This is a genomic window from Cupriavidus agavae (assembly GCF_004217045.1).
GTDB classification, from domain to species: Bacteria; Pseudomonadota; Gammaproteobacteria; order Burkholderiales; family Burkholderiaceae; genus Cupriavidus; species Cupriavidus agavae.
In genome coordinates this window covers 74193-100645 of record NZ_SGXM01000002.1, presented here as the reverse complement: position 1 = coordinate 100645, position 26453 = coordinate 74193, and the positions used below count along the sequence as shown (strand labels likewise).

The window sequence follows — 26453 nt, the reverse complement described above, 5'->3', positions numbered from 1 at the left end:
GAATGTGCCGCGCCATCAAAAAAATGCACAAATCAGGAGAAATATGAAAAGGGTGAGAAGCGGTGGGTCTGCCCAGACCCAGGGGAGCCGTCAACCGTTCGCGCTGACCGCGCTGGCATTGGCCGTATCGATGCAGGCCGCGTACGCGCAGACCAGCGCCACGCCGCCCGGCGGCGAGACCACGCTGCCGACCGTCAGCGTGCGGGCCGATACCGTGGTGGAGAACTATGGTCCGGCGGGCAAGAAGTCAGTGTCGGCCACGAAGTCCGACATCTCGATCGAAGACACACCGCAGTCGGTCAGCGTGATCACGGCGGACCAGATCCGCAACCAGGGTTCCACCAGCGTCGAGGAATCGCTGCGCTACAGCGCCGGCGTGCGCGTCCAGCCGATCGTCGATACGCGGCGCGGCACCTACTACATCCGCGGCTTCAACGCGGCGCAGAACGGCCAGTACTGGGACGGCCTGAAGCTGCCCTGGTCGGGCGGCTACGCCTACTGGGACATCGAGCCGTACAGCCTGGAGCGCGTGGACATCGTGCGCGGCCCGTCGTCGGTGCTTTATGGCCAGACGTCGCCGGGCGGCCTGGTGAACCAGGTCAGCAAGCGCCCGCAGGCCGAATCGTCGAACGAGATCAACCTGAACTTCGGTAACTACAACCGCAAGGAAATCAGCGGCGACTTCACCGGCGCGCTGGACAAGGACGGCAAGGTGCTCTACCGCCTGACCGCGCTGGCGCGCGACAGCGGCACCCAGACCGACCACGCCGACGACAACCGCCTGTTCATCGCGCCGCAGATCACGTGGCGCCCGAGCGCGGACACGAATTTCACGGTCTACACGCAGATTTACCACGACGACGCGGGCAACGCCGCCAACTTCCTGCCGGCGCTGGGCACGATCACGCCGCTGGCGAACGGCTCGAAGATCCCGACCAGCCTGTTTACCGGCGAGCCCGGCTTCGACCGCTTCAAGCGCGAGCAGTACATGGCGGGCTACGAGTTCTCGCACCGCGTCAACGACACGGTCACGCTGCGCCAGAACCTGCGCTACGCGCACCAGTACGTGAGCTACGAGAACATCGGCAGCAACAGCGGGCTGGTGGCCAACCCGCCCAACGGCCCGTACCTGCTGCGCCGCCTGGGGCTGCGCTCGACCGAATCGTTCGACGTGTTCTCGGTGGACAACCAGGCGCAGATCAAGGTCAGGCATGGCATGTTCGACCACACGATCCTGGCTGGCGTGGACTACTCGTGGTCGCACTTCGACCGCCAGTTGGGGCAGACACCCGTGACGCCGGCCTCCGGCATCCCGACTGCCACCACCGAGCCGCCGTTGAACGTCTTCAACCCGGTCTACGGCCGTTTCGTGCGCACCGCCTACCAGACCGACAGCGACGTGCGCCGCAGCCAGATCGGCTTCTACCTGCAGGACATGCTGCGCGTGGCGGACCGCCTGGTGTTCCAGGCCGCCGGGCGCTACGACAAGGCCCGCGTGGATACCGACACGAAGACGCTCGCCACGGGCGCCGTGGCCAACACCGGCACCAACGACGGCCGCTTCACCGGCCGCGCGGGCGTGCTGTGGGAAGGTCCGTTCGGCCTGTCGCCGTACTTCGCGTACTCGACGTCGTTCGAGCCGACCGGCGTGACCACGCTGTTTGGCGGCGGTGTGCCCAAGCCCACCACCGGCAAGCAGTACGAGGCCGGCCTGAAGTTCCAGCCCGCCAACAGCCGCAGCTTCGCCCAGCTTTCGCTGTTCAACCTGACGCAGCAGAACGTGCTGACCACCTCGCCGGTGCTGGGCCAGTTCTCGCAGCTTGGTGAAGTGCGCTCGCGCGGCGTGGAGCTGGAAGGCACCTGGGCCGTGACGCCGAACCTCAACGTGCTGGCCTCGTACACGTACACGGACGCCGAAGTCACGGCGGCTGGTCCGAGCGCGCCCAATGCAGGCAAGACGCCGCAGTACATCCCGAAGCACATGGCGTCGCTGTGGGCAGACTACCGCCTGGGCAGCAGCTTCGGCTTCCTGCAGGGCGTCTGGCTCGGCGGCGGCGTGCGCTACGTCAGCAAGACCTACGACCAGACCAACGTGACCGAGGTGCCATCGTTCACGCTGTTCGACCTGGCCGCCAGCTACTCGTTTGCCAAGCATTACACGCTGCGCCTGAACATCAACAACCTGTTCGACAAGACGTACGTGGCAGCGTGCGACAGCGCGACGAACTGCTACTACGGCCGCCGCCGCACGATCATCGGCACGGCCAGCTACCGCTGGTAAGCGGCGCAACACCGGCAGGCACGGCCCCGCTCCCGGCATTCCGGGGCGCCGGCCGTGCCGCTGGGAAGTGCTTAGGAGTCCGGAATCATGAAAGCCCCCACGCTTCGCGTCTGGTACGCCATCCACCGCTGGACCAGCCTGCTCTGCACGCTGAACCTGCTGGTGCTGTGCGTGACCGGCCTGCTGCTGATCTTCCACGAGGACATCGACGCCCTGCTCGGCCAGGAGCACCATGGCATGGTGGCCGCCGAGCGCACCGTGGCCGTGCCCGCCCGGCGGCCGGCGCTGCAAGCGCTGGTGGATGTCGCCCAGGCGGCGCATCCGGGACAGGTGGCCAAGTCGATCTCGTTCTCCGACGAAGATGCCGATGCCGTGGGCGTGCGCGTCGGCCCGCCGGGCGAGCCGAAGCTGCGCAACGGCACCACCACCCAGTTCGACGCCGCCACCGGTGCCACGCGCAAGCCCGGCCCGCCGGGCGAGACCTTCAGCGGCTTCATCCTGAAGCTGCACCTGAACCTGTTCCTGGGCCTGCCGGGGCAGTTCTTCATCGGCTTCATCGGCGTGCTGTTTGCGCTGAGCCTGATCAGCGGACTGGTCGTGTACGGCCCGTTCATGCGCAAGCTCGCGTTCGGGCTGGTGCGCTTCGGCAAGCCCGTGCGCATCGTGCAGGCCGACCTGCACAACCTGTTCGGCATCGTCGTGATGGTGTGGGCGCTGGTCGTGGGGCTGACCGGCACCTTCCTGTCGTTCTCGCCGCTGATCATCGGCGTGTGGCAGAAGACCGAACTCCAGCACCTGATCGCCACGCTGCCCGGCCCCACGCCTGCCGCATTCGTGCCGGTCGACCGGGCGCTGGAACAGGCGCACCGGATGGTGCCGGGCAAGGACCCGGCGTTCGTGTTCTATCCGAACACCGAATTCTCGACCGGCCGCCACTACGGCGTGGTGCTGCGCGGCCATACCGAGTTGCAGAAGCGCGTCTATGCCATCGTGCTGGTCGATGCCGGCGACGGCACGGTGGCCGCCGTGCGCGGCATGCCGTGGTACCTGCAGGTGCTGCTGCTGTCCGCGCCGTTCCATTTCGGGGACTATGCGGGACGGCCGCTGCAGATCCTGTGGGCGCTGCTGACCCTTGTCACGGCCGGCGCCACGGTGACGGGCTTCATCTTCTGGCTCAAGCGTCCGCGCCGCAGCCGCGAGGACGCCCGCGCGCCGCTGCCGCCGCAACTGTCGGGAGACCAGGCATGAGGCTGATCGACGATACGTGGCCGATGCCGGTGCTGCTGGGCGTGCTCTCGCTGGGCGGGCTGGCGGCAGGCATCTTTGGCGATGGCGCGTGGGACGCGCTGTGCTGGGTGGGGCTTGGCGTGCCCGTTGCCGTCACGACGTGGTGGCTGTGGCGCCAGTGGCGAGGTCGCCAGGACTGACCGCCACGCGCGGACAGGTGCCGCAGTGGCCCTCCGCCGGCAGGCGGTAGTTCAGGCAGCAGATGCGCCGCACGGGTGCAACGCCCGGGATGCCCGGCTCCGCGCCGGGCCGGAACGCGCCATACAGCGGATTAGGAAAGCCATCGGCCGATTCGGCGCGGCGGATCCACGTCATCACATCGTCGCGCACGCCAGCCTTCAGCGCCGGATGCACGGCCAACTGGCGCGCGATGCCGGACGCCGCCACGCCACCCGTACACCAGAGCAGCCGCGGCGACACCCTGCCCGCCGTGCCGAGCGCCGCCACCACATGGCGCATGTGATCGAGCAGCGGGGACAGGATCGCCGGCAACGATGCGCCGGCCGGCGCCGGCACGCCGTCATCGGGCAGCGCCAACTGGCCGAGCCATCCGTCTTCCGCAACCTGCAGCACCGCCCGGTCGAACGGCAGGCGCCGGCGGTGCACGGCTGCCGCCACCAGCGCGCCCGGCAGGACCGCCTTCGTGTAATCCCGGAACCATGCTGCCGCCAGCGGGCGGAGGTCAGCACACCCTGTCGTGCGCGACATGCGCGCCAGGGCTTCGGTGGCCCAGGGCTGCCCCGCACGGGCGTCCGGCGCCGCGACGCTCAGGCGGTCGGCGAAGGGGCGTAGCGGGCCGGGGAAGTAGGGAGCCAGGAAGTCGAGCATGTGGTGTTGGGGTTCGGTGGGTGAGGCCCAGCGTTCGATCCGCCACCCCGCCATCCGGAAAGACGAACACCCCGTCGCAAGATTTACCCCTCCCCCCGCGCCCTAACTTTTCGCCGTTGCCGCACGTCTTCAGACAGTGTCGATCCCAACCTCCTCCCGCATGTCGCTCATCGCCTCCTTGCCGCGCCAGCTGCGGCTGACCATCGTCCTGGCCGCCGCGGCCAGTCTTGCCGCTGGCCTGTGCGCCGTGAGCATGGTCGCGCTGATCAACCGCGTGCTGGCCACGCAGGGCGCCGACGCGCCACGGCTGGCGCTGCCGTTCGCGGCGCTGGCCATCGCCGTGCTGGCGTGCCGCACGCTGGCGTCGACGCTGTTCGTGCGCGTGAGCCAGAGCGCGCTGGCCCGCATCCGCGCCCAGATCTGCGAGCGCTTCATCGGCGCGCCGTACCCGCACATCGAGCAGACCGGCAGCGCGCGGGTGCAGGCGGCGCTGGCCGACGACAGCCAGCACGTGGCGAATGGCCTCTCGGTCATTCCCGTGGTCCTGACCAATGCGATGGTCGTGCTCGGCTGTCTCGGCTATCTGGCCTGGCTGTCGCTGCCGACGTTCGGCATCGCCTGCGCGATCCTCGGCGTCGGCTCCTGGGTATATCACCTGAACCACCGCCGCGCGCTGGTGCACCTGAAACAGGCCGGCGCGGCCCAGGACGCGCTGCACGGCCAGTTCAAGGCACTCGTCGCCGGCGCGCGCGAGCTCAAGCTCAACCACGGCAAGCAGCGCAGCTTCCTGCGCGACAGCCTCGGTACGACGCTCGAAGCGGTGCGCAGCGCCCGCACACGCGGGCTGTCGATCTTCTTCGTGGCGCTGGGCTTCGGCAGCTTCCTGTTCTTTGCCGTCATCGGCGGCGTGCTGTTCTTCCCGCGCGCCACGCCGCTTGACCCGGCCGTCATGACCGGGTTCACGATCATGTTCCTGTACATCATGTCGCCGCTGGAATCGCTGCTCAATGCCTTGCCGGCGTTGAGCATGGGGCGCGTGGCCTACGCGCGCATCGAAGCGCTGGGCGCCGATGCCGAGCCCGAGGCGCCGCCGCGTGCGGTGCCTGCCACGCCGTTCGCGTCGGTGGCGCTGCGCGGGGCGAGCCATCGCTATTTCCACGAGGCCGAGAACAGCTTCTTCGCGCTCGGGCCGGTCGATCTCACGCTGCACGCGGGCGAGATCGTCTTCCTGGTGGGCGGCAACGGCAGCGGCAAGACCACGCTGGCGAAGCTGATCGCGGGGCTGTACCCCCCGCTCTCGGGCCATCTGCTGCACAACGGGCGCCCCGCCGACGCCGGCCACCTGGCCGACTATCGCGCGCTGTTCTCCGCGGTGTTCTCGGACTTCCATCTGTTCGACACGCTGCTGGCCCACGACCCCGAGGACGAGGCGCTGGCCAACCGGATGATCCAGCGCTTCCAGCTTGGACACAAGGTCAGCGTGCGCGACGGACGCTTTACCACGCAGGCGCTGTCGCAAGGCCAGCGCAAGCGGCTGGCGCTGATCGTCGCGTGCCTGGAACGCCGGCCCGTGCTGATCCTCGACGAGTGGGCGGCCGACCAGGACCCGCTGTTCAAGGACATCTTCTACCGCGAGGTCTTGCCGGAGCTGCGCGCGCAGGGCAAGGCCGTGCTGGTGATCTCCCACGACGACCGCTACTTCGACCTGGCCGACCGCATGATCAAGATCGAGAACGGCCAGATCGTTGCCGACTCCGCTGCACAGGCATCGCCCGCGCCCCTGGCCGTGGCATCGGCCGCCTGACGACAACCCGCCCTGCCAGATTCCCATGCCCCTGCATCCCGACCTCGAAGCCCTGCTCGACATGGTGGAAATCGCCACCGCCACCGGCAAGCGCCCGGTCATCCATGCGTTGACGCCGGCGCAGGCGCGCCGCGAGTTCGACGATGCCTCCACGGCACTCGACCTGCCGCCCGCCACGCTGGCCCGCGTGGAGCCGCTGACCATCCCGGCACGCGACGGGCAGCGCATCGACGCCCGGCTCTACGCACCCCGGCTGCGCGGCGAAGGCGAACCGTTGCCGGTGCTGCTGCACTTCCACAGTGGCGGCTTCACGGTCGGCAGCCTCGATTCCCATGCCGCGCTGTGCAGTGCGCTGGCCGCCCGCACGCCGTGCGCCGTGATATCGGTGGCATACCGGCTCGCGCCGGAGCACAAGTTCCCCACCGCCGTCCATGACGCCCTCGACGCCCTGGCGTGGGCAGGCGACAACGCCGCCGCGCTGGGGCTCGATGGCACACGCCTTGCCGTGGGCGGCGACAGCGCGGGCGGCACGCTGAGCGCCGTGCTGGCGCTGGCGGCGCGCGATGATGCCGCGCTTCCCCAACCGTGCCTGCAGGTGCTGTGCTACGCGGGGCTGGGCGGCACCACCGACACCGCTTCGCACCAGCGCTACGGCCAGGGCCATCTGCTCGATACCGACACGATCGAGTGGTTCTACAGCCAGTACCTGCGCGACGCGCCTGACCGGGCGGACTGGCGCTTCGCGCCGCTGCGCGCAGCGGACCACGCGGGCGTGGCGCCAGCGTGGATCGTGCTGGCCGAATGCGATCCGCTCTGCGACGAAGGGCATGCCTATGCGCGCAAGCTGGCCGGCGCCGGCGTGCAGGTGACCGTGCGCGAGTACCCCGGCATGGTTCACGAATTCCTGCGCATGGGGAACATCGTGGCCGAGGCCGGGCACGCGCTGGACGAGATCGCCGGCGCGCTCGCGCAGCGTTTCGAGGCGGTGTCTGCCGAGACCGCCGACGCGCAGTAAATCCCGCTCCGGCTGCATCGTCACAACAGGCAAACCGATCCACGCTGTCAACGAAACCCACCCGATGCCGACTCCGCTTCCTGCCTTCACGCACCACGCGTTCGCCGCCCAGCCCGCGCTGCATTGCACGGTCCGCCACGATGGCCATTGCCTCACGGTCACGCAGCGCGAGCGCCAGATGGCGCGTTTCGCGCTGGACCAGGACGCGCTGCATCTGCTCGAAGGCGATGCCGATGCGCTGGTACCCACGTCGATGGCCGCGCTCGACGCCGTCTTCGCCCATGGCCCGGCGCGCGCCCTGCGCCCGCGGCTCGAAGCGCGCGACGCCGGGCGCCAGCTTGCCAGCCTGGGCGTGCTGGACGATGCAGGCGTGGCCCATGCGAGCCAGCTCTGGCAGCGTCCCGAGCTGTATCTGGCGCCCTCCCCGGGGCCCTATCCGCTGCAGTACGCGATGACCGACGGCAAGCGCCATCCGCGCCGGCCGCCCAAGCCGGCCGGCGTGGTCTATGCCAGGCACATCCCGTGGCTCGGCCAGACGCTGACGCTGCGCGCCGCCGAACTCGAGCGCGACCTGCCGCTGCTGCACCGCTGGATGAACGATCCCGACGTGGCCTACTTCTGGAACGAGGAAGGCGACGAAGCCAGACATCGCGCCTATCTGCAGGGCCTGATCGACGATCGCCACATGCTGCCGCTGATCGCGGCATTCGATGACACGCCGTTTGGCTACTTCGAGGTCTACTGGGCCAAGGAAAACCGTATCGCCCCGTTCTACGACGCGCAGGACCATGACCGGGGCTGGCATGTGCTGATCGGCGAGCCCGCGTTTCGCGGCAAGCAGTTCCTGACGGCATGGTTCCCGGCCATCCAGCATTACCAGTTCCTGGACGACCCGCGCACGCAGCGCATCGTCGGCGAGCCGCGTGCGGACCATGTCCGCCAGATCGCCAATCTCGACAAGGCGGGGTTCTCCAAGATCAAGGAGTTCGACTTCCCGCACAAGCGCGCCATGCTGGTGATGCTGCTGCGCGAGCGCTTCTTCGGGGATCACCTGCTGCTGCCGGCGCCGCCCGCCGCATGACCGCCCCGCCCTTTCCACAGACCTGAGCCAAGGACCGCACCATGACGCTTCGAGACATCTCACCCGCCGTTCACGACGTGGTTGGCATCGGCTTCGGGCCGTCCAACCTGGCGCTGGCCATCGCGCTGCAGGAGCAGGCCGACGCCGGCCGCCCGCTCGATGCCCAGTTCCTGGAGAAACAGCAGCAGTACCACTGGCACGGCAATACGCTGGTATCGCAGAGCGAGATGCAGATCTCGTTCCTGAAAGACCTGGTATCGATGCGTAATCCGACCAGCCCCTACAGCTTTGTGAACTACCTGCACCGTCACGGACGGCTGGTCGATTTCATCAACCTGCGCACGTTCTATCCGAGCCGGATGGAATACAACGACTACCTGCGCTGGGCCGCCAGCCACTTTGCCGATCAGTGCAGCCTGGGCGAGGAAGTGCAGCGCGTGGAGCCGGACGCACCGCACGCCGACGGCCGGATCGACCGGGTGCGCGTCGTCTCCCTCGACGGCCAGGGCCGCGAGCGCGTACGCGTGGCGCGCTCGGTGGTGCTGTCCACCGGCGGCACGCCGCGCATTCCCGAAGCGTTTGCCGGGCTGCGTGACGACGCCCGCATCACGCACCATAGCGGCTATCTGGGCTGGGTCCGCCAGCAGCCCTGCGCATCGGGCGAACCGATGCGCATCGCCGTGGTGGGCGCCGGCCAGAGCGCCGCCGAAGCGTTCATCGACCTGCACGACAACTATCCATCGGCCAAGGTGGACTGGCTCGTGCGCGGGGCCGCGCTCAAGCCCGCCGACGACAGCCCGTTCGTCAACGAGATCTTCGCGCCGGCCTATACCGATGTGGTGTTCGAGCAGACCGAGGCGGGCCGCAACCGCCTGATCGACGAATACCTGAACACCAACTACTCGGTGATCGACGCCGACCTGATCGAGCGCATCTACGCGATGCTGTACCGCCAGAAGGTGAACGGGCAGTTCCGCGTGAACCTGCTGACCTGCAAGGCCGCGCTGGCGGCCCACGCGGGCGCCCATGGGGTGGAGTTGACGATTGGCTCGACGGCGCCGACTTCGGCGTCCGGGATTGGCCAGTCGGGTGGCGCCGACACGGAAACGCGGCGCTACGACGCCGTGGTGCTGGCCACCGGCTACGAGCGCGAGAGCCATCGGCGGCTGCTGGAACCGCTCGCGCGCTATCTCGGCGATTTCTCGGTGGATCGCAACTACCGGATGCTGGCATCGCCCGAGCTGGCGGTGCCGGTCTATCTGCAGGGCTTCTGCCAGGCCAGCCACGGCCTGAGCGACACGCTGCTGTCAGTGCTGCCCGCCCGAGCGGAAGAAATCGCCGGCGCGCTTCATGACGCCCTGCGCCCGGGGCATTGGGCGACCCAACCGGCTGGCGCCGTCGTCAGCCAGGCTGCAGCGGCCTGAGCGCCCGGTGCCGGGACCGGCACTCGGCTTCATCCACGGCGTGGCGCAAGGTCCACGCCGTTTTTCTTCCCGCCTCACGGGGCAGGTTGCCAGCTTTCCGGTCACCCAATCTTTTTCAGACGAACACCTGGCCCTGGAATTTAGGTCGCACGCCATGCCACGGCCGATTGCCTGGACGAATGGCCGTTCGCGCAATTTAGTGGCTCCCACATCCCGAAATCGTGACAAATCCCGCTTCTGAAGTAACAACAGGGTTACATTTTAGTTAATTGACTATCATTCTCATTCTTATTACTTTAGCGACTCCCGATGCCTCAGCTTCTCAGGAGCCGCCCCCGTGATTCCCGCATCAGAAGTTGGCAGTTGCCCCGCCGCACGCGCGGGTGCAGATACGCTGTTGGACCTTTTCGTGGAGAACCGGCGCGCACTGGTAGGCGCCGCCGCGCGGATCGTCGGCTCGCGCGATCTGGCAGAAGACGTGGTGCAGGACGCGTTCCTGCGGCTACGCGACCTGACCGACGACGGCGCGATCCGCTGCCGCCTGAGCTATCTCTACCAGGTGGTGCGCAACCTCGCCATCGACACCTACCGGCGCCAGTCGCTGGAGCAGAAGTGGATGACCGGAGAGGACGAGGGCGTCAATGCGGCATCCCCGACGACCGCGCCCGACCTGATCATGATCGGCCGGCAGGCACTGTGCGCGCTGGCGCTCGCGCTGGCGGAACTTCCCGAGCGGACCCAGCAGGCTTTCGAGATGTGCCGCGTACAGGGAATGGCGCAGAAGGACATCGCTTCGCAGCTCGGTGTATCGCCGACACTGGTCAACTTCATGGTCCGCGACGCTTCGATCCACTGCCGGGCCAGGCTGACGCGCCAGCAGGCCATTTGACCACAGGCCGCCCTACCCCTTGGGATGCGGAAATGCCAGATCGAACTCGGTGAACTCGTGCTCGACGGACTGGCAGGAGATCGAAGCCTCCCAGCTGCGCAGTACGTCGCGGCAGAACGCGAGCCCGATGCCCGTGCCCCGGTGGGCCGGGTACGAGAAAAACGGCTGGAACATGCGGGCGAGAACCTGCGGCGGTACGCCCGGGCCGGTGTCGCGGAACAGCACGTGGATGCCGTCCGCCCGGATGTCGCAACGGATGCGGATGTCGCCCTTGCCGGCGCGCTTGATCGCTTCCAGCGCGTTCTTGGTCAGGTTGGTGATCACCAGTTCGAACAGCTGGGCGTTGCCCATGACCAGCGCCGGTTCCACCACCTCGATCTTCACCACGTCCTGATAGGCCGGCTCGAACGGGAACCGCTCGATGCTGTCGTGCAGGGTCCGCCCAACCTCGAACAGCTCCTGCCGGGCGGAGTGAGGGTCCTTGGAGTTGGCCACCAGCAGCTCGATGCTGCTGTTCACGTGGGCGAGGTCAGCCTGCAGGCGGCCGATGGCCTGCAACAGCCCGTCGCGCTGGGGCGACGCCGGATCGAGCGCGGTCGGCAGCCGCCCCTTGAGCGCGTTCGCCGTCATGGTCAGGCTGGTCAGCGGGGTACGCAGTTCGTGGGCCACGGTGGCCAGTGCCACGGCCATGCCCCGGCGCTTCTGCTCGATCATGAGCTGGCGGTCCAGCTTGATCACGACCAGCACCGCGATCACGAACGCCAGGATCGGAATCTGCAGCAGCAGCGAATCCCACGGAATGCCGGCCATCGAATGGCCCGCCACGGCAAAGAGCCCGAAGGCGCCCGCAGCCCCGGCGACGAGCGCGATGGTCGCAAACGCCGAGTTGAAGTGGTAGAGCACCACCACGGCGATGATCACCGATTCGGCCCAGACCAGCGAGGCGTGGTTCTCCAGGTAGAAGAAGATGAAGGCGAACGGCATGCCGACCGTGATGGCGAACAGCGCATAGGCCGGCAGCCAGCGCTTGTGCGACAGCGAGGACGCGAACAGCAGCGGCACGAACAGCGCCGTGCAGACCAGGCGCAGCCAGATATTCTCGTAGGGCTGGGGAAAGATATAGGACCAGATGACGAAATACAGCGGATGCCCGATGACGCCGAGCGCCCCCACCATCTGGATCCGGCGCAGGCGCATCACACTTTCTTCGTCCAGCAGCGTCGTGCGGGACGCCGTCTCGAAAATCGCGCGCCATGACTCCCTGGCCAGCCGGCCGACGACAGATTCGCTGCGTGCTTGCTCTTGCGTTGCTTCCATCGCCAGCCCTGGCTCCCTTATGGTGTGGGTGTGTCGCCATGTGTCGGTGACGATGCGGGAGAGGCCCTGCCCGCCCGTCGCGTCGATGACCACGTATCCAGCCGTACTTCGTCCCGGATGGCGGCCAGCGTGTCGACCAGCCGCCCGATGTCGGAGGCAGTGAGTTTCGCATGCAGCGTCAGGCGCATCAATGCCCTATTCTTCGGGGTTGCGGGCGAGCAGAACACGGCCCCGAAAATGCCCCGCCGCTGCAGGGCGTCGCGCAGCACCATGACCTGTGGCTCGCTGCCGGCTTCCAGGCCGATGATCTGCTCGGTGCCGTCGCTGATGTTGTAACCGAGCGCCGAGATGGCGTCGCGGGTGGTTCGGGTAATGGCGTGGAGCTGTTGCCGGCGGTCGTCGGCGGCGGCAATGAAGTCGGTGGCGGCATCGAACCAGGCGATTTCATGGCGCAGCAGGCCCGAACTGAAGATCGCCGGCCGGGCTTCGACTGCAAAAAATTCCTTGAACGCCGTGCTACACGTGACAAAACCGGCCCGGCCCGCGAACGCCTTGGCCAGCGACGCTGTGCGGAAGTGCACGCGCGCCGAGAGTCCAAGCTCGGGCACCAGCCCCCCGCCAGCCGGCCCGTGCGTGCCCAGCGCGTGCGATTCGTCGACCACGAGCACCGAACCGGTGCGCTCCGCCACCTCGACATACTCCTTCAGTGGGGCAACGCTGCCCGTGGTGCTGTAGACCGAATCCACCATGACCACGCCGGGGCCATGTTTCCCGATCTGGCGCAGCGCATGTTCGGCATCGTTGTGGCGCACCGGCACGGCCTGCGCACCGGCCGCGCTGATGCCCTCCCAGAGCGACGCGTGGCCGTTCATATCGATATAGACCGGGATGCCCGGACCAGCAATGCATTGCACCAGCCCGACATTGGCCGCCCAGCCGGACTGGGCCACCAGCCCGTCCTCGGCCTGCATCAGCGTGGCGAGCTTGCGTTCGAGCCGTTGCTGCGGCGAATCCCCGTGGCGGAAGACCGATGACATCAGCAATTCCGGGGCCTCGTCGAGCAGCGCCCTCGCCTGCGCCTGCACCAGCGGCGCCTCCCCCAGCAGGCAAAGATAGTCGTTGCTGCTCAGATGCAGCGCGTCCGGGCCCGGTGTCCGGCCGTGGAGCAGGTGGTCGCCGCCCCAAAGCTTGCCCATCCGGTCGATGAAATGGGCGTCCATGCGCTTGTGGATCCAGTCGGGCAGGCGTGCAGTGTTGTCAAAACTGACAGATTTTGTCAGTGCTTGCTGGGGGGCCGGGAACGACATCGGTAGTGCTCCGTTCGGGAACTGCTGGATGAAAGGGAATAAAGCGTCTGGGGAAAGCAGATGGACGACAGGGCAAACGCAGGGCGCTCGTCCGGCAGCGATGCAAATTGCATGCGGGAGGGAGAAGCGCCTGAACAGCGCGACAGCAGCGTCGCGCGCGGCTGCGCGACAGGTGGGAGTCTACCGAGGGTTGGGGAAAAGGCCGTTGCGGATGCGCGGAATTCCGTGCGCCGCCAAAGGGGGATTGAAAAACCGAGGGATTGAAAAACCGGGCCGCAGCGGTGTCGGCCCGGCGATGCCGGAAACGCAGCAATGTGGCGGGGCGCCGCGGCAACGGCCTGCCGCGCACCCCGGGGACGGTTATTCCGGCACGACGCCGGCGGACTGGATGATCTTGCCCCACTTGGAGACTTCGGCACGCTGGAAGGCCGTGAAGTCGGCGGAGGTCTTGCCTTCGGGTTCCACCCCCAGGCCGCGCAGGCGCTCCTGCACCGCCGGCGTGGCCACCACGGCGGCGATCTCCTTCGCAAGGCGATCGACAATCGGCTTTGGCGTGCCGGCCGGCGCGAAAACACCCTGCCATGACTGCATCTCGAAACCCTTCAGGCCCTGCTCGGCAAGCGGCCTGACACCCGGCAGCCCCGGCAAGGCATGGCGGGAGGTCACGCCGATGGCGCGCACGCGCTTGCCGTCCAGCATCGGCTTTGCCGCAGCCACGGTTTCGAAGACCAGGTCGATCTGGCCGCCGATGAGGTCGGTCATGGCGGCCGCGCCGCCCTTGTAGGAAATCTGCTGCAACTGCGTGCCGGTGATGCTCTGGAACAACTGGCCGGAGAGCTGCTGCGAGCTGCCCGGACCGGCGGTGCCGAAGGTCAGGCCGCCCGGCTTTTGCCGGAGCGCGGCCACGATCTGCTCGACCGAGTGGTACGGACTGTTGTTCGCCACCACCAGCACGTTGCTGACCGTCCCGATCAGGTTCACCGCGACGAAATCCTTGACCGGATCGTAGCCGGGCTTCTTGTAGAAGAACGGGTTGACGGCATGCGTGGTGATGGTGCCGCCCATGATCGTGTAGCCGTCCGGCTCCGCGCGGGACACCAGCTGGGTGCCGATGATGCCCGACACACCGGGCTTGTTGTCGATCACGACCGGCTGGCCGAGTCGCTGCGACAAGCCTTCCGCCACGATGCGCGCGGTGGCATCGGACACGCCGCCCGGCGAGAACGGCACCACATACTTGATCGGCTTGTTCGGCCAGGTGTCGGCAAAGGCGGCCAACGGCGCGGTTGCCAGCGAAAGGCCGGCCATGGCCAGCGCGGCGCAGAGCGTACGGCGAGTGTGGGAATGCATGGTCTGTCTCCAGTTTCTTGTTCTATCGGGCGAGGCGCTGTGGTCGACGCCGGTTCAATACCGCAATGCCGGTGCCTGCGTCTGGCCGCCGGCGGTGGCGGCCTGCCGCAGCGCCTGCGTGATGACGCTGGTAGCCACCGTGGCGAAGTAGCGGGCGCCAAAGCCGCCATAGAGGTTCTCGTCCTCGACACCGAGCGCGATAATCCCGCCGCACTTGCCCGCCGCGTCGATGGCCCGCAGCGTCTGTTCGATCGCCGTGGCCACGGCCGGCGCCTTCCAGTCGTTGCCATGGCCCATCGCGTGCGCGAGATCGTTGGGACCGACGAACACCGCGTCGATGCCGGGGACGGCGGCAATCTCGGCGACGTTCCTCACGCCTTCCGGTGTCTCGATCATGGCGATCAGGGCCACGCCGTCATTGCTCCGCGCGGTATGCCCCGCGCCCGGAAACGCACCGTACCCGGCCGCGCGACCGCTGAACGCGCTGCCGCGCCGGCCCGTACCGGGATACCGCACGCGCTGGACGAGGTCGCGTGCATCGTCGGCGGTCTCGATCATCGGCACCTGCACGCCGCTGGCGCCCATGTCGAGCACGCGCGGAATGTCTTCGAGGAAGCAGCGCACGACGGGAAGAATGCCCGTGGCACGCGCGGCGCGCAGCATGTGCTCGGTGGTCTCGAAATCGGCCGCGCCGTGCTCGTTGTCGATAATCACGAACGTGAAGCCGGCATAGGCGCACATCTCCACGATGGCCGGGCTGGGCAAGGCGGTGAAGATGCCGCGCAGGGGGTTGCCGCTGCGCAGCAGGGCGGGCAGGCGGTCGTCGATCGGGTGCTGGATGGTCATGTCTCGGGCGTGGTTGTGTTCCCCGGCTCATGATCGGTCGGGTCCAGCCATTCTGCGGGCGCGCGAGTTATAGTGCCAATATTACTTATGTATCTGACTTATACAGACCCTGTATATGTACTCGCCGCTTGAACTACGTGTCCTGAGTTCGTTCCTGGTCCTGGCCGACGAGCTGAATTTCACGCGCGCCGCACGGCGCCTGAACATGACCCAGCCGCCGCTGAGCCTGCAGATCAAGCAGTTGGAAACGCAGATTGGCGCCCAGCTTTTCGAGCGCAACAAACGCAGCGTCCGGCTGACGGCGGCCGGGCAGGTGCTGCGGGCCGAAGCCGAGAAGCTGTTCGACATCGAGCATCGTGCCCGCCAGATGGTGGCGCAGGCGGATCGGGGCGAGAACGTGGGCCATCTCGGCATCGGCCTCACGGCGATCTCCGCCATCGAACTGGTGCCGCAGATCCTGCGCAGCTTCACGGCCCGCACCCCGGGCATCCTCTACTCGCTGCGCGAATACAGTTCCGACGCCATGCTGCAGTCGCTGCTGAACAATGAACTGGACGTGGCCATCCTGCGGCCGCCGGTCACGGACCCCCGGCTGCAGGCGCGGCGCCTGATGTCCGAACCGTACGTGCTGGCGGTGCCGGCCGCCCATCCGCTGGCCACCAAGCCAAAGGTGCAGGCCCGCGATCTGCACGGCCAGACCATGGCCACGCCCGAGCGGCGCTACGGGCAGTACGCCCATGACACGATGATGTTCTGGCTGGCCGAACAGAATGTGGTGCCGGCGCGCATCCACGATGGGGCCCGGCATCATGCGGTGATGTCGATGGTGGCCGCCGGGCTGGCGGTCTCGCTGGTGCCGGCTTCGGCGGCGGCACAGCCGGTCAGGGACGTGGTGTTCCGGCGGCTGGCGAACCGCGATGTGCCATCGCTCGAACTATGGGTGGCGTTCCACCGCGAGATCGTCAATCCGATGACCCTGCCTTTCGTCGAACAGGTGGTCGAAAGCGCGGCGCGCTACAAGCTCGACGAGCGCTGCTTCGCCCGCCCGTCCTGACCCGCTCAGGCTATTGGCGCCAGCCGTTCGATCATGCCCCAGCCGCCGCTCTGCAGTTCTTCCTTCATCAGCGCGGCAATCTGGCGCCGCCTGGCCTCGTCCATGCGCGAGCGGATGGCGCCCACGCTGATCGCCGCGTAGGTGCCCGGCGTGACCTGGAAGGCCATGCCCACGCCGCTGACGCCGCTGGCGACGAGGTTGTCCGTGCACGCGTAGCCCTGCTGGCGGATATGCGCCACCTGCTTGCGCAGCAGCGAGAGCGATCCGCGCTCGGTGGGCAGTTCCGCGGCATGTCGCGCATGGAAGGCTTCCAGTTCGGCATCGGTCAGCGTCGACAGCAGCGCCGTGCCGGCCGATCCCACGCCGAGCAGGCGCAAGCCGCCTACCTGCAGCACCAGCGCCTTGATCGGGAATGCGCCCTGCTCGTAGTGGACACAGTGGGCGTAGTCGCCATTGCGGATCACCAGATAGACGGTGTCCTCGGTGCGGCGGGCAATACGGATCATCGTCGGGCGGCAGCGTTCCATGATCGGCACGCGGCTCATGGTCGCCAGGCCAAGCTGCATCGATTCGAGCCCCAGCCGGTACAGCTTGCTCTCGTCCCGGGCCACCATGCCGCTCTGCACGAGCGAGCCGAGCAGCCGGTACGCGGTGGCACGATCGAGCCCGGTCGCTGCCACCAGCGAAGCGAGCGAAATGCCCTTCTCGTGGTTCAGGCCCACGAGCTTGAGCAGGTCGATGGCGCGAAACACGGCCTGGGCGCCCCTGGTGCTGCGCGAGGCGTCCTCGCGCGACGCGTGGGTATTCACAATATGAACTCCGGTAAACCCTGATTTTCGCCGTAGACCGCCCGTCCATGGGAAGCTCGGCCACATTGGCGTTCACATTATGAACGAATGCGCATCCGATGTTTTGCCTTCGGAAGCCGGGCTGGGGATACTGTGTCCAGATCGCACAACGACACGGATACACCAGGAGACAACATGCCACGCGCCCAGCAACTCGCCCTAGCCTGCCTTGCCCTGCTCGCCCCGTTTGGCGCGCTGGCGCAGCCCGATGACTACCCGGCCAGGCCGGTCAAGATACTGGTGGGCTACCCGCCCGGTGGCGCATCGGACACCATCAGCCGGATCATCGGCCAGGAGCTTTCCAGGCTCAACGGCCAGTCCTTCGTGATCGAGAACCGTCCCGGCGTGGGCGGCATGCTCGCCATGGGGCTGGTTGCCAAGGCACCGGCTGACGGCTATACGCTGGGGCTTGCGGTCAGCGGCACGCTCACCACCGGTCCGCATCTGCAGGCCACGAAGATGTACGACCCGCTGACTGACTTCCAGCCGCTGGGCATGGTGGCCAAGGCGCCGATGGTCCTGCTGGCCGGGCCCGCTGCCGGCTACGAGAATGTCGATGCCGTGGTGCGCGATGCGAAGAAGCGCCCCGGCCAGGTGATGTTCGCGTCGGGCGCCCAGGCGTTCGAGCTGGCACTGCAACTGTTCAAGTCGAAGGCCGATGTCGATATCACGACCGTGTCGTATCAGGGCGGCGCCCCGGCGTCGATCGACGTGATGTCGGGCCGAGCGCAACTGATGGTCGATACGCTCGGCGCGCAGCAGGAGAACATCAAGGCCGGCAAGCTCAAGGCGCTGGCCGTGCTCGACAGCACGCGCTCGCCCATCGCGCCCGACGTGCCGACCATGGCCGAGGCCGGCGTCAAGGGCTACGAAGCGCTCGGCTGGACCGCCCTCGTGGCGCCGAAGGGCACGCCTGCGGCGGTTGTCCAGAAGCTCAACGGCCAGTTGCAGGAAGTGCTGAAGATGCCGCAGGTCAAGCAGAAGCTCGACGCACTCGCTTTCGAGCCGTGGCCCAGCACGCCGCAGTTCATGCAGAAGACGGTCTCCACCGAATACGCCAAGTGGGGCGAGGTGGTCCGCACCTCGGGCATGAAAGCGAAGTAGCCGCCCCGCCCGGCACGCCGGGCACCCCCGATCCAGTCGATTCCATCCCCGCCCGCCGTCCGCGCGACGGCGGCCTGGCCCCCTGTTGCCCGAAATCCCGAAGAAAACAATGACCTCGAAGCCCGATACCCAATGGTTGGCCCAACTCGACGCCGCGCTGCCTGCCGCCAATGTGCCCACGCTGCTGATGGTGCTGCTCCATCTGACGGGAGACCGAAAATGGCTCTCCGAACGCTATCAGTGCACCCATATCCGTGGCATTGACGATCACGACTCTGGCGGACTCCCCCCCGAGGTCCAGCAGGAAGTGCGCACCGCCGCGCGCGAGGCGCTCCATGCCTGGAAGGCCGGCCAGCCCGCCGCGCTGCCGGACCCCGGCATCGACGAACTGGTGGAGATGATGCGGCGCAGCGTGGGCGAGGAGGTGCCAGCCTCTTATGGGCCGATGGTTGGCGCCTGGCTCGGACTCGATCCGGCCTTCCGCATCGACCAGGCAGACGCGTATCGCGTACCGGCGGGCTTCCACGTCGTGGTGATCGGGGCCGGCGTGGCGGGCCTGTGCGCGTCGATCCGGCTGCAGGGCGCCGGCATTCCGCATACCGTGATCGAGAAGAATGGCGAAGTGGGCGGCACCTGGTATGAAAACCGCTACCCCGGTGCCGGCGTCGACACGCCCAACCATATCTACTCGTACTCGTTCGCCCGGGCCGACTGGAGCCGATACTTCGCGCTGCGCGAGGAGATCCAGGCCTACTTTGTCGAGGTCTCGCACCGCTTCAACGTGCGCCGCCATATCCGCTTCCATACCAGCGTGGAGTCGGCCGTGTACGACGAGCGCGCGATGCGCTGGGCCGTCCGCGTCACGGAGGCCGGCGGCAAGAGCGAGGTGATCGCCGCCAATGTCGTGATCAGCGCCGTCGGGCTGCTCAACGTGCCGAAGATGCCGGCGATTCCGGGGCTCGACACGTTTGACGGCCCGTGCTTCCACAGCGCGCGCTGGCCCGAGGGGCTGGATGTGCGCGGCAAGCGGGTGGCGGTGATCGGCAACGGCGCGAGCGCGATGCAGATCGTGCCGGCCATTGCGCCGCTCGTTGCCAGCATCACCGTGTTCCAGCGCTCCCGGCAGTGGGCCGCCCCGTTCGAGCGCTTCCAGAAGCCCGTGCCGGAAGCGGCGCGCTTCCTGCTCCGGGAGGTGCCCTACTACCAGCCGTGGTACCGGCAGCGCCTGGCATGGATCTTCAACGACCGTATCCACGCGTCGCTCCAGGTGGATCCGCAATGGGCGCATCCGCAGCGCTCGATCAACCATCGCAACGACAAGCACCGCGAGTTCTTCGTCGACTACGTCAGGAAGGAACTGGGCGAGCGCCAGGACCTGCTGCAGGACGTGCTGCCCGACTACCCGCCGTTCGGCAAGCGGATGCTGATGGACAACGGATGGTTCCGCACGGCGACGCGCGACAACGTGCGCATCGTGAACACCGGCATCGGGAAGGTCGACGGCAACGCCGTGGTGACCGCCGACGGGACGCGCCACGAGGTGGACATCCTCGTGGTCTGCACCGGCTTCGACGCGGTGAACCTGCTGTCGTCGTTCCGCCTGGTCGGCCGGGGCGGCCGCAATGTACGCGACCACTGGGACGCACACGGCGCGCAGGCGTACCTTGGCGTGGCAACACCGGGATTCCCGAACTTCTTCATGCTGGCCGGCCCCAACACCGCGCTCGGCCATGGCGGCAGCGTCGTGGCGCTGCTCGAAACGCAGGTGCAGTATGTGATGTCGCTGCTCAAGGCGGCACTGGACGAGGCGGGCGACGGCTTCGAGGTGGAGGTCCGGCAGGATGTGCACGACCGCTACAACGCGCGGGTGCAGGAGGCGCATGGCCGCATGATCTGGACCCACAAAGGCATGTCGAACTGGTACCGCAACGCCCAGGGCCGCGTGGTGGCGCCGACGCCGTTCCGCAACGACGACTACTGGCACATGACCCGCAACTCCGGGCTGAAAGACTTCATGGTGCGCCTGGGCCGCGATGAAGACACCGAACCCCAGGCCGTCGAGAGGGCTGCATGATGACACCACGAGACACCCCAACGGGCCGCGCACCGGGCCCGCACATGCTGAGCGGCCTGCGCATCCTCGACCTTGGCACGATGGTCGCCGGGCCGGTGGCCGCCACGTTGTTCGGCGATTTCGGCGCCGAGGTGATCAAGGTGGAGGTGCCCCGCCGGGGCGACACCGTGCGCGACCTCGGCCCCTTCGTCGACGGCAAGTGCCTGTACTGGAGCGTGGAAAACCGGAACAAGAAGTCGATCACGCTTGACCTGCGCAAGCCCGAGGGGCGCGACCTGCTGCTGCAACTGGTGGAACAAGCCGATGCCGTGGTGGAGAACTTCCGCCCCGGCACGCTCGAAAAATGGGGGGTGGGCTGGGAGGCGCTCAAGGCGCGCAATCCGCGGCTGATCATGCTGCGGATCTCGGGCTTCGGCCAGACCGGCCCCTATCGGGAGCGGGCCGGCTACGACCGGATCGCGCTGGCCTTCGGCGGGCTGATGGGCATTACCGGCTTTCCCGATCGTCCGCCGGTGCGCATCGGCACGTCGATTGCCGACTACCAGTCGGCCATCCTTGGCGCGTTCTCGCTGATGATGGCGATCTACCACCGCGACATGCACGGTGGCGAAGGCCAGCAGATCGACCTCGCCATGTACGAATCGATCATCCGCTTTACCGAGGTACTGGTGCCCGCCTACGACCGGCTCGGCACCATCCGCGAGCGGCGCGGCAACACCCATTTCGCGGCGGCGCCCGGCGAGCATTTCCGCACCTCGGACGGCCGCTACATGATCCTGACGGTCTCGGCCGATGCCGGATTCCAGCGCCTGGCGCAGGCCATGGGGCGCGCGGACTGGCTGACCGAGCCGCGCTTCGCCACCCACGAACTGCGCTGGCAGCATGTGGCCGAGCTCAACGCCGTGCTGGCCGAGTGGATCGAATCCCAGCCGGTCGACGAGCTCTGCGCCAAGCTTGATGCGGCCAAGCTGGCCTACTCGTTCATCTTCAGCATCGAGGACATCATGAACGACGCGCACTACCGCGAGCGCGGGACCATTGCGTCGGTGCCGGACCCCCAGATCGGGCCGGTCAGGATGGCGGGCGTCATCCCGAAATTCCCGGACAGCGAGGAGAAGCCGATCGAGCCCGCGCCCGACCTGGGCCAGCACAACGCCGAGATCTACGGGGAGATGCTGGGCATGTCGGCCAGCGATCTCGATGCGTTGACCGAGGCGGGCGTGATATGAGACGCGCCGTCGTATTGGGGGGTGGCGGTGTGGCGGGCATCGCCTGGGCCACCGGCGTGGCGGCGGGCATGGCGCGGCGCGGCGTGGATATCACGCATGCCGAGGCCATCGTCGGCACCTCGGCCGGTTCGGTGGTCGGGGCGCAGATGGCCGCCGGTATCGGGCTGGAAATCCTGCTGGCGGGTCAGCTCGTGCCGGCCACGCAGACGCGCGAGCTGAACCGCCGCTACTCGCAGGCCGAAGCGGATGCACGCAACCGCGAACTGATGCAGAAGGTGTTCGGAGATATCGGCGCCGCGCGCCGGCGGATCGGCGCGTACGCGCTGCGCAGCGAAACCGTCTCGCTCAGGCAGCGGCGCGACATCATTGCCGCGCGCCTGCCCGCCACCCACTGGCCGCAGCGCGACCTGCGCGTGGTTGCCGTGGATACCGCAACGGGCGAGCATGTGGTCTTCCACCGCCACAGCGGCGTGGAACTGGTCGACGCGGTGGCCGCCAGTTGCGCCGTGCCGGGCAGTTGGCCCGCGGTGCCGCTGAACGGCCGCACCTACATGGACGGCGGCATCCGCTCGCTGACCAACGCCGACCTGGCGTGGCCGGCCAATACGGTACTGGTGATCGCGCCGCTCGGCTATGGTGATGGCAATCCGGTCAGCGGCCACCTGCGCGCCGAAGTGGCCAGCCTCCAGAGCCGGGGCGTGCGGGTGGAGGTCATCGTGCCCGACGATCATTCGCGCGAAGCGATGACCGACAATGTGCTCGACCCTTCCCGCTGCGTGCCGAGTGCCCATGCCGGCGTGGCGCAGGGCGAGCGCATCGCGGAACACGTCGCCCTGACGTGGCTGGACCCATAGCGCCGGATTATCCGGCCATCACGCCGGCCATCACGCCGGCTGGCGCGCCCTGCCCGGCTTCCGCCCGGGCTCGTCGTCGCGCCTCGCCACTGTGCCCCGCTCCATCAGCACACAGGGCACGTCGATGCTGCGGGCCATGACCTGGCCGCCGAGTTGGTCGAACAGCAGGTTGCGCGTGGCATCGACCATCTCGTCGATGTTCTGCTGCACGGTCGTCAGATCGAATGAGGGCCAGGCGGCCTGCGGGACATTGTCGAAGCCCACCACCGACACATCGTGCGGCACCCGCAGGCCGAGTTCGGTGCGCAGCGTTTCCAGCGCCGCGATGGCCATATGGTCGTTGGCGGCGAACAGCGCGTCGGGGCGGCTGGCCGGGTCCCGGAACAGCAGGTGCACGGCCCGCCGTGCCTCGGCGAAGTCGTAGTTGCCGACGCCGCGTGCGTGGAGGGCCAGCCCCGCCGCCGCCAGGGCGTCGCACAACCCTGCCTCCCGGTCGCGGCTGGTCGAGGTCTTCTCCGCGCCAGCGAGCCAGGCAATGCGGCGGTGGCCGGTGCGCAGCAGCAGTTCGCCCACCATGCGGCCGCCCTCCCGGTTCTGCGACGTCACCGAACTGGTCGAGTACGCGCCCATCGCCCCCAGTTGCGCCACGCGGTTGAACAGCACCACGGGAATGCCAGCGTTCTGGCAGTCGCTGGCAAGCGCCGATGACAGCGTGGTCGATGCCATGACAATGCCATCAACCTGGTACTGCAGGATGTCCGTCAGCACCTCGTCGGCGTCCTCGGTCTGACTGATGAACAGCAGCACATGGTAGCCGTCACGCTGCAACGCCTGGCAAAGCCGCTCGATCACCACCGGGTAGAACTGGTTTTCAAGGTAGCTCATCACCAGCCCGATGATGCGGCTGCGTCGGGTGATCAGGCTCCGCGCAATGGCATTGGGGCGATACCCGAGCTTGCGCGCGGCCTTCTCGATACGCTCGCGCGTGTCCGGCGCCACGCTGGCACCGGGCGTGAACGCCCGGCTGACGGCGGACTGCGACACCTCCGCAAGCCGGGCCACGTCATGCGCGGTGACCTTCTTCATGCCGCCGTCCACCCGCCGTCGAGCATCAGCGCACTGCCCGTCATCAGGCTCGACGCATCGCTGGCAAGAAACACCATCGGCCCCATCACCTCGTCGATGCGGCCAAGCCGCCCGAGCGCGATCCTGTCGAGCACGAAGCTGCGGAACGAGCGGTCCTCGAACATCGGCGCAGTCAGCGCGGTCTCGATGAAGGTCGGGCACAGCGTGTTGACGCGAATGCCTGCCGGGCCCAGCTCCCACGCCAGCGCCTTGGTCATGCCCTCCACCGCGTGCTTGCTCGCGCAGTACAGCGTGCGGCGCGGGCTGCCAACATGCCCCATCTGCGACGAGACATTGATGATGGAACCGGGCAGGCCCGCCGCCTGCAGGCTGCGCGCCACTTCCCGGCAGAGATAGAACGTGGCCTTGACGTTGAGCGTGAAGACGGCATCGATATCGTCGTCCGGCGTCTCCGTCAGCAGGCGCGGACGGTTCATGCCGGCGTTGTTGACAAGGATCTGGTACGGCGCGCGGCTGGCGATCTCGCGCGCCACGTTGCGCGCGTCGGTCACATCGAGCACCATGACATCAGCCTTGCCGTCCTGGGCGCGGATTGCGGCGCAGGCCGCTTCCAGCTCCGCGCCCGAGCGGGCGGCCAGCGTCACCGCCGCGCCCGCCTGGGCCAGCGCCACCCCGGCGGCGAGCCCGAGGCCGCGGCCCCCGCCGGTGACGAGCGCCCGCTTGCCGTCGAGGCGGAAGCCGCCAAACGTTGGCAGTGCGATCATTGCCGTCACGCCTCCAGCGCCGGCACCGGCTCGTACCAAGGCACGTCGGGCCGGGTGCCGTAGCGGCGCACGCGGATATTGGCCTGCTCGCCATGCCCGGCGAAGTTCTCCATATGGCACAGCCGCGAGCAGTATTCGCCGATCTCCGCGCTGGCCGCATCGGTGGTCACGCGCTGGAACGTGCAGGTCTTCAGGAACTTGCCCACCCAGAGCCCGCCCGTATAGCGCGCCGCCTTGTTGGTCGGCAGCGTGTGGTTGGTGCCGATGACCTTGTCGCCAAAGGCCACGTTGGTACGCGGGCCCAGGAACAGTGCGCCGTAGTTGCTCATGTTGTCCAGGAACCAGTCCGGATCGCGCGTCATGACCTGCACGTGCTCCGAAGCAATCTCGTCGGCCTTCTGCAGCATTTCCTCGCGGGTGTCGCACACGATGACCTCGCCAAAATCCTCCCATGCCTTGGCGGCGATCTGGGCGGTCGGCAGGATACCGAGCTGCCGCTCCACCTCGGCCATGGTGGCGTGCGCCAGTGCCTCGCTGTCGGTCAGCAGCACCGCCGGCGAGGTCAGGCCATGCTCGGCCTGCCCCAGCAGATCCACGGCGCAAAGCTCGCCGTCAACCGAATCGTCGGCAATCACCAGCGTTTCGGTGGGCCCGGCGAACAGGTCGATGCCGACGCGGCCGAACAACTGGCGCTTGGCTTCCGCCACGAACATGTTGCCCGGGCCCACCAGCATGTCCACCGGGGCGATCGACGGCGTACCCACGGCCATGGCGACCACCGCCTGCACCCCGCCGAGTACCAGGATCTCGTCGGCGCCGGCCATGTGCATGGCCGCGACGATGGCCGGGTGCGGCTCGCCATGGAACGGCGGCGCCGTGGCCACCACGCGCTTGACGCCGGCCACCTTGGCCGTCAGCACGCTCATGTGCGCCGACGCCAGCAGCGGGTACTTGCCGCCGGGAATGTAGCAGCCCACGGCATTGATCGGCACATGGCGATGCCCGAGGAACACGCCCGGACGCGTCTCCACCTCCACGTCGAGCATCGAATCGCGCTGGATCTGGGCGAAGTTGCGTACCTGGGCCTGTGCGAAGCGGATATCTTCCAGTTCGCGCGCCGAAAGGCTCTTCATGGCCTTTTCGATCGCCGCCTGCGACAGGCGGAAGTCCTGGGGGTCCCAGTTATCGAACTTCCGGCTGTACTCGCGCACGGCCGCGTCGCCGCGCGACTCGATATCGCGGATGATGCCTTCCACGGTCTTCCGGACGGCAGTATCGTCTTCGGCACGCGCTTGCACGTCGCGGCCACGCTTGAGGTATCGAATCATCTGGGTTTTCCGTTGAGGGGTTGTTGCATACGTATGCAGGCTAACTTTCTTGCATTCGTATGCAAACTCAGCGTTTTCCCTTACCCGCGCGAGAGCAGATGGTGCAGCAGCGCCAGACGGTGCCGGCCGTCAAACCAGAGGTCGTCCCAGACGATGGCCGCGATCAGCCACGAGGCCGCCACCACGATCAGGTCGCAGCGCCCGCTGTTCCACAGGTTCAGGGAGTGCCGGCCGAAGATCCACGGCACGCCGCGCGGATTGGGCCAGTCGGCCAGCAGGTGCATGATGCCGCCGCAGGCGAAGCCGAAGGCCGGCCCCGCGATGGCATGCGTACCGAGTGCGCTGTAGGACCAGACCAGCAGGCCGACCCACGCCACGCCCCAGTGCGTCCATGTGCGATGCGTGATCCAGAGCCGGCGCGACTTTGTCCACCACGCCACCTCCAGCCAGTCAGGCGCCGTGCTGCCCAGCCATGCCGCCAGGAACACCACCGCACTGCGCCAGTGCAACGGGTCGCCGCCATGCCGGACGGTCACCACCACGGCGATGCACGCGGCGGCCCAGCCCGTCGCATGGTGTGCTTTTCGTGATGCCATGATGAACCGCGATCCTGCCAAGGTGTTGAAGGGGGCGCAATCTTGGCAGAGTCGCAGCGGGAACGCCAGCGCCGTTGCGAGCGGAAA

At 67.7% G+C, this 26453-nt stretch carries 23 protein-coding genes; 13 read left to right on the top strand and 10 right to left on the bottom strand.

Annotated elements, in window-relative coordinates; all coding sequences use genetic code 11:
* Positions 1 to 43: 43 nt before the first annotated feature.
* The 3 genes from EV147_RS11605 (at position 44) to EV147_RS11595 (ending at position 3708) form a co-directional block, all read left to right on the top strand.
* Positions 44 to 2281, top strand: coding sequence for a TonB-dependent siderophore receptor (locus EV147_RS11605; RefSeq protein WP_130391345.1), 2238 nt, complete (start codon positions 44 to 46; stop codon positions 2279 to 2281).
* An 87-nt stretch (positions 2282 to 2368) separates the two neighbouring features.
* A complete protein-coding gene (locus tag EV147_RS11600; RefSeq protein ID WP_130391344.1) occupies positions 2369 to 3529 on the top strand; it encodes a PepSY-associated TM helix domain-containing protein in 1161 nt (386 codons plus the stop codon).
* On the top strand, positions 3526 to 3708 hold the full coding sequence (locus tag EV147_RS11595; RefSeq protein WP_130391343.1) for a hypothetical protein: 183 nt from the start codon (positions 3526 to 3528) through the stop codon (positions 3706 to 3708). Before EV147_RS11600 ends, EV147_RS11595 begins: the two co-directional genes overlap by 4 nt.
* Here EV147_RS11595 and fhuF read toward each other — a convergent pair.
* A complete protein-coding gene (fhuF, locus tag EV147_RS11590) occupies positions 3662 to 4396 on the bottom strand; it encodes a siderophore-iron reductase FhuF (protein WP_130391342.1) in 735 nt (244 codons plus the stop codon). The two genes, EV147_RS11595 and fhuF, sit on opposite strands and share 47 nt — an antisense overlap.
* A gap of 160 nt (positions 4397 to 4556) precedes the next feature.
* Here fhuF and EV147_RS11585 point away from each other — a divergent pair, with 160 nt between their 5' ends.
* From EV147_RS11585 to EV147_RS11565, 5 genes are all read left to right on the top strand, one after another.
* Positions 4557 to 6200 carry a cyclic peptide export ABC transporter gene (locus EV147_RS11585; RefSeq protein ID WP_130391341.1) on the top strand — a complete coding sequence of 548 codons (1644 nt, stop codon included), beginning with the start codon at positions 4557 to 4559 and terminating at the stop codon, positions 6198 to 6200.
* A 25-nt stretch (positions 6201 to 6225) separates the two neighbouring features.
* The gene (locus EV147_RS11580) at positions 6226 to 7215 is read left to right on the top strand and encodes an alpha/beta hydrolase (RefSeq protein ID WP_130391340.1); all 990 of its coding nucleotides are present in this window, start codon (positions 6226 to 6228) and stop codon (positions 7213 to 7215) included.
* Between the two features lie 64 nt (positions 7216 to 7279).
* Positions 7280 to 8296 (top strand): GNAT family N-acetyltransferase, encoded by a 1017-nt coding sequence (locus EV147_RS11575; protein ID WP_130391339.1) that lies wholly within the window; start codon positions 7280 to 7282, stop codon positions 8294 to 8296.
* Positions 8297 to 8337: 41 nt separating this feature from the next.
* Positions 8338 to 9720, top strand: a complete 1383-nt coding sequence (locus EV147_RS11570) for a lysine N(6)-hydroxylase/L-ornithine N(5)-oxygenase family protein (protein WP_130391338.1) — start codon at positions 8338 to 8340, stop codon at positions 9718 to 9720.
* A 397-nt stretch (positions 9721 to 10117) separates the two neighbouring features.
* A complete protein-coding gene (locus tag EV147_RS11565; protein ID WP_235844695.1) occupies positions 10118 to 10609 on the top strand; it encodes an RNA polymerase factor sigma-70 in 492 nt (163 codons plus the stop codon).
* A gap of 12 nt (positions 10610 to 10621) precedes the next feature.
* On the opposite strand, the gene EV147_RS11560 is transcribed toward EV147_RS11565, so the two are convergent.
* The 4 genes from EV147_RS11560 to EV147_RS11545 form a co-directional block, all read right to left on the bottom strand.
* A complete protein-coding gene (locus EV147_RS11560; RefSeq protein WP_130391336.1) occupies positions 10622 to 11926 on the bottom strand; it encodes a sensor histidine kinase in 1305 nt (434 codons plus the stop codon).
* Between the two features lie 17 nt (positions 11927 to 11943).
* A complete protein-coding gene (gene cqsA, locus EV147_RS11555) occupies positions 11944 to 13233 on the bottom strand; it encodes an alpha-hydroxyketone-type quorum-sensing autoinducer synthase (RefSeq protein WP_130391335.1) in 1290 nt (429 codons plus the stop codon).
* A gap of 360 nt (positions 13234 to 13593) precedes the next feature.
* The gene (locus tag EV147_RS11550) at positions 13594 to 14583 is read right to left on the bottom strand and encodes a Bug family tripartite tricarboxylate transporter substrate binding protein (RefSeq protein ID WP_130391334.1); all 990 of its coding nucleotides are present in this window, start codon (positions 14581 to 14583) and stop codon (positions 13594 to 13596) included.
* Positions 14584 to 14637: 54 nt separating this feature from the next.
* Positions 14638 to 15429, bottom strand: coding sequence for an HpcH/HpaI aldolase family protein (locus EV147_RS11545; RefSeq protein WP_130391333.1), 792 nt, complete (start codon positions 15427 to 15429; stop codon positions 14638 to 14640).
* A gap of 115 nt (positions 15430 to 15544) precedes the next feature.
* On the opposite strand from EV147_RS11545, the gene EV147_RS11540 reads away from it, so the two are divergent.
* Positions 15545 to 16483: a LysR substrate-binding domain-containing protein gene (locus tag EV147_RS11540; protein ID WP_130391332.1), complete on the top strand. Its 939-nt coding sequence runs from the start codon at positions 15545 to 15547 to the stop codon at positions 16481 to 16483.
* Positions 16484 to 16488: 5 nt separating this feature from the next.
* On the opposite strand, the gene EV147_RS11535 is transcribed toward EV147_RS11540, so the two are convergent.
* Complete coding sequence (locus EV147_RS11535; RefSeq protein ID WP_235844694.1) at positions 16489 to 17292, bottom strand: IclR family transcriptional regulator; 804 nt, start codon at positions 17290 to 17292, stop codon at positions 16489 to 16491.
* 174 nt (positions 17293 to 17466) lie between these two features.
* Between EV147_RS11535 and EV147_RS11530 the strand changes: the two genes are divergently transcribed.
* The 4 genes from EV147_RS11530 (at position 17467) to EV147_RS11515 (ending at position 22592) form a co-directional block, all read left to right on the top strand.
* Positions 17467 to 18435: a Bug family tripartite tricarboxylate transporter substrate binding protein gene (locus EV147_RS11530; protein ID WP_157994678.1), complete on the top strand. Its 969-nt coding sequence runs from the start codon at positions 17467 to 17469 to the stop codon at positions 18433 to 18435.
* A 109-nt stretch (positions 18436 to 18544) separates the two neighbouring features.
* Positions 18545 to 20509: a flavin-containing monooxygenase gene (locus EV147_RS11525; protein WP_130391329.1), complete on the top strand. Its 1965-nt coding sequence runs from the start codon at positions 18545 to 18547 to the stop codon at positions 20507 to 20509.
* Complete coding sequence (locus tag EV147_RS11520) at positions 20506 to 21738, top strand: CaiB/BaiF CoA transferase family protein (protein ID WP_235844693.1); 1233 nt, start codon at positions 20506 to 20508, stop codon at positions 21736 to 21738. Before EV147_RS11525 ends, EV147_RS11520 begins: the two co-directional genes overlap by 4 nt.
* Entirely contained in the window at positions 21735 to 22592 is an 858-nt protein-coding gene (locus tag EV147_RS11515) for a patatin-like phospholipase family protein (protein ID WP_130391328.1), read from the top strand. The genes EV147_RS11520 and EV147_RS11515 overlap by 4 nt, the downstream gene beginning before the upstream one ends.
* Before the next feature lie 30 nt (positions 22593 to 22622).
* On the opposite strand, the gene EV147_RS11510 is transcribed toward EV147_RS11515, so the two are convergent.
* The 4 genes from EV147_RS11510 to EV147_RS11495 all read right to left on the bottom strand — a co-directional run bounded on the left by EV147_RS11510 (position 22623) and on the right by EV147_RS11495 (position 26366).
* Positions 22623 to 23678, bottom strand: a complete 1056-nt coding sequence (locus EV147_RS11510) for a LacI family DNA-binding transcriptional regulator (RefSeq protein ID WP_130391327.1) — start codon at positions 23676 to 23678, stop codon at positions 22623 to 22625.
* The gene (locus EV147_RS11505; RefSeq protein WP_130391326.1) at positions 23675 to 24442 is read right to left on the bottom strand and encodes an SDR family NAD(P)-dependent oxidoreductase; all 768 of its coding nucleotides are present in this window, start codon (positions 24440 to 24442) and stop codon (positions 23675 to 23677) included. Before EV147_RS11505 ends, EV147_RS11510 begins: the two co-directional genes overlap by 4 nt.
* Positions 24443 to 24447: 5 nt before the next feature.
* Positions 24448 to 25770 (bottom strand): histidinol dehydrogenase, encoded by a 1323-nt coding sequence (hisD, locus tag EV147_RS11500; protein ID WP_130391325.1) that lies wholly within the window; start codon positions 25768 to 25770, stop codon positions 24448 to 24450.
* 80 nt (positions 25771 to 25850) lie between these two features.
* A complete protein-coding gene (locus tag EV147_RS11495) occupies positions 25851 to 26366 on the bottom strand; it encodes a metal-dependent hydrolase (protein WP_130391324.1) in 516 nt (171 codons plus the stop codon).
* Positions 26367 to 26453 lie beyond the last annotated feature (87 nt).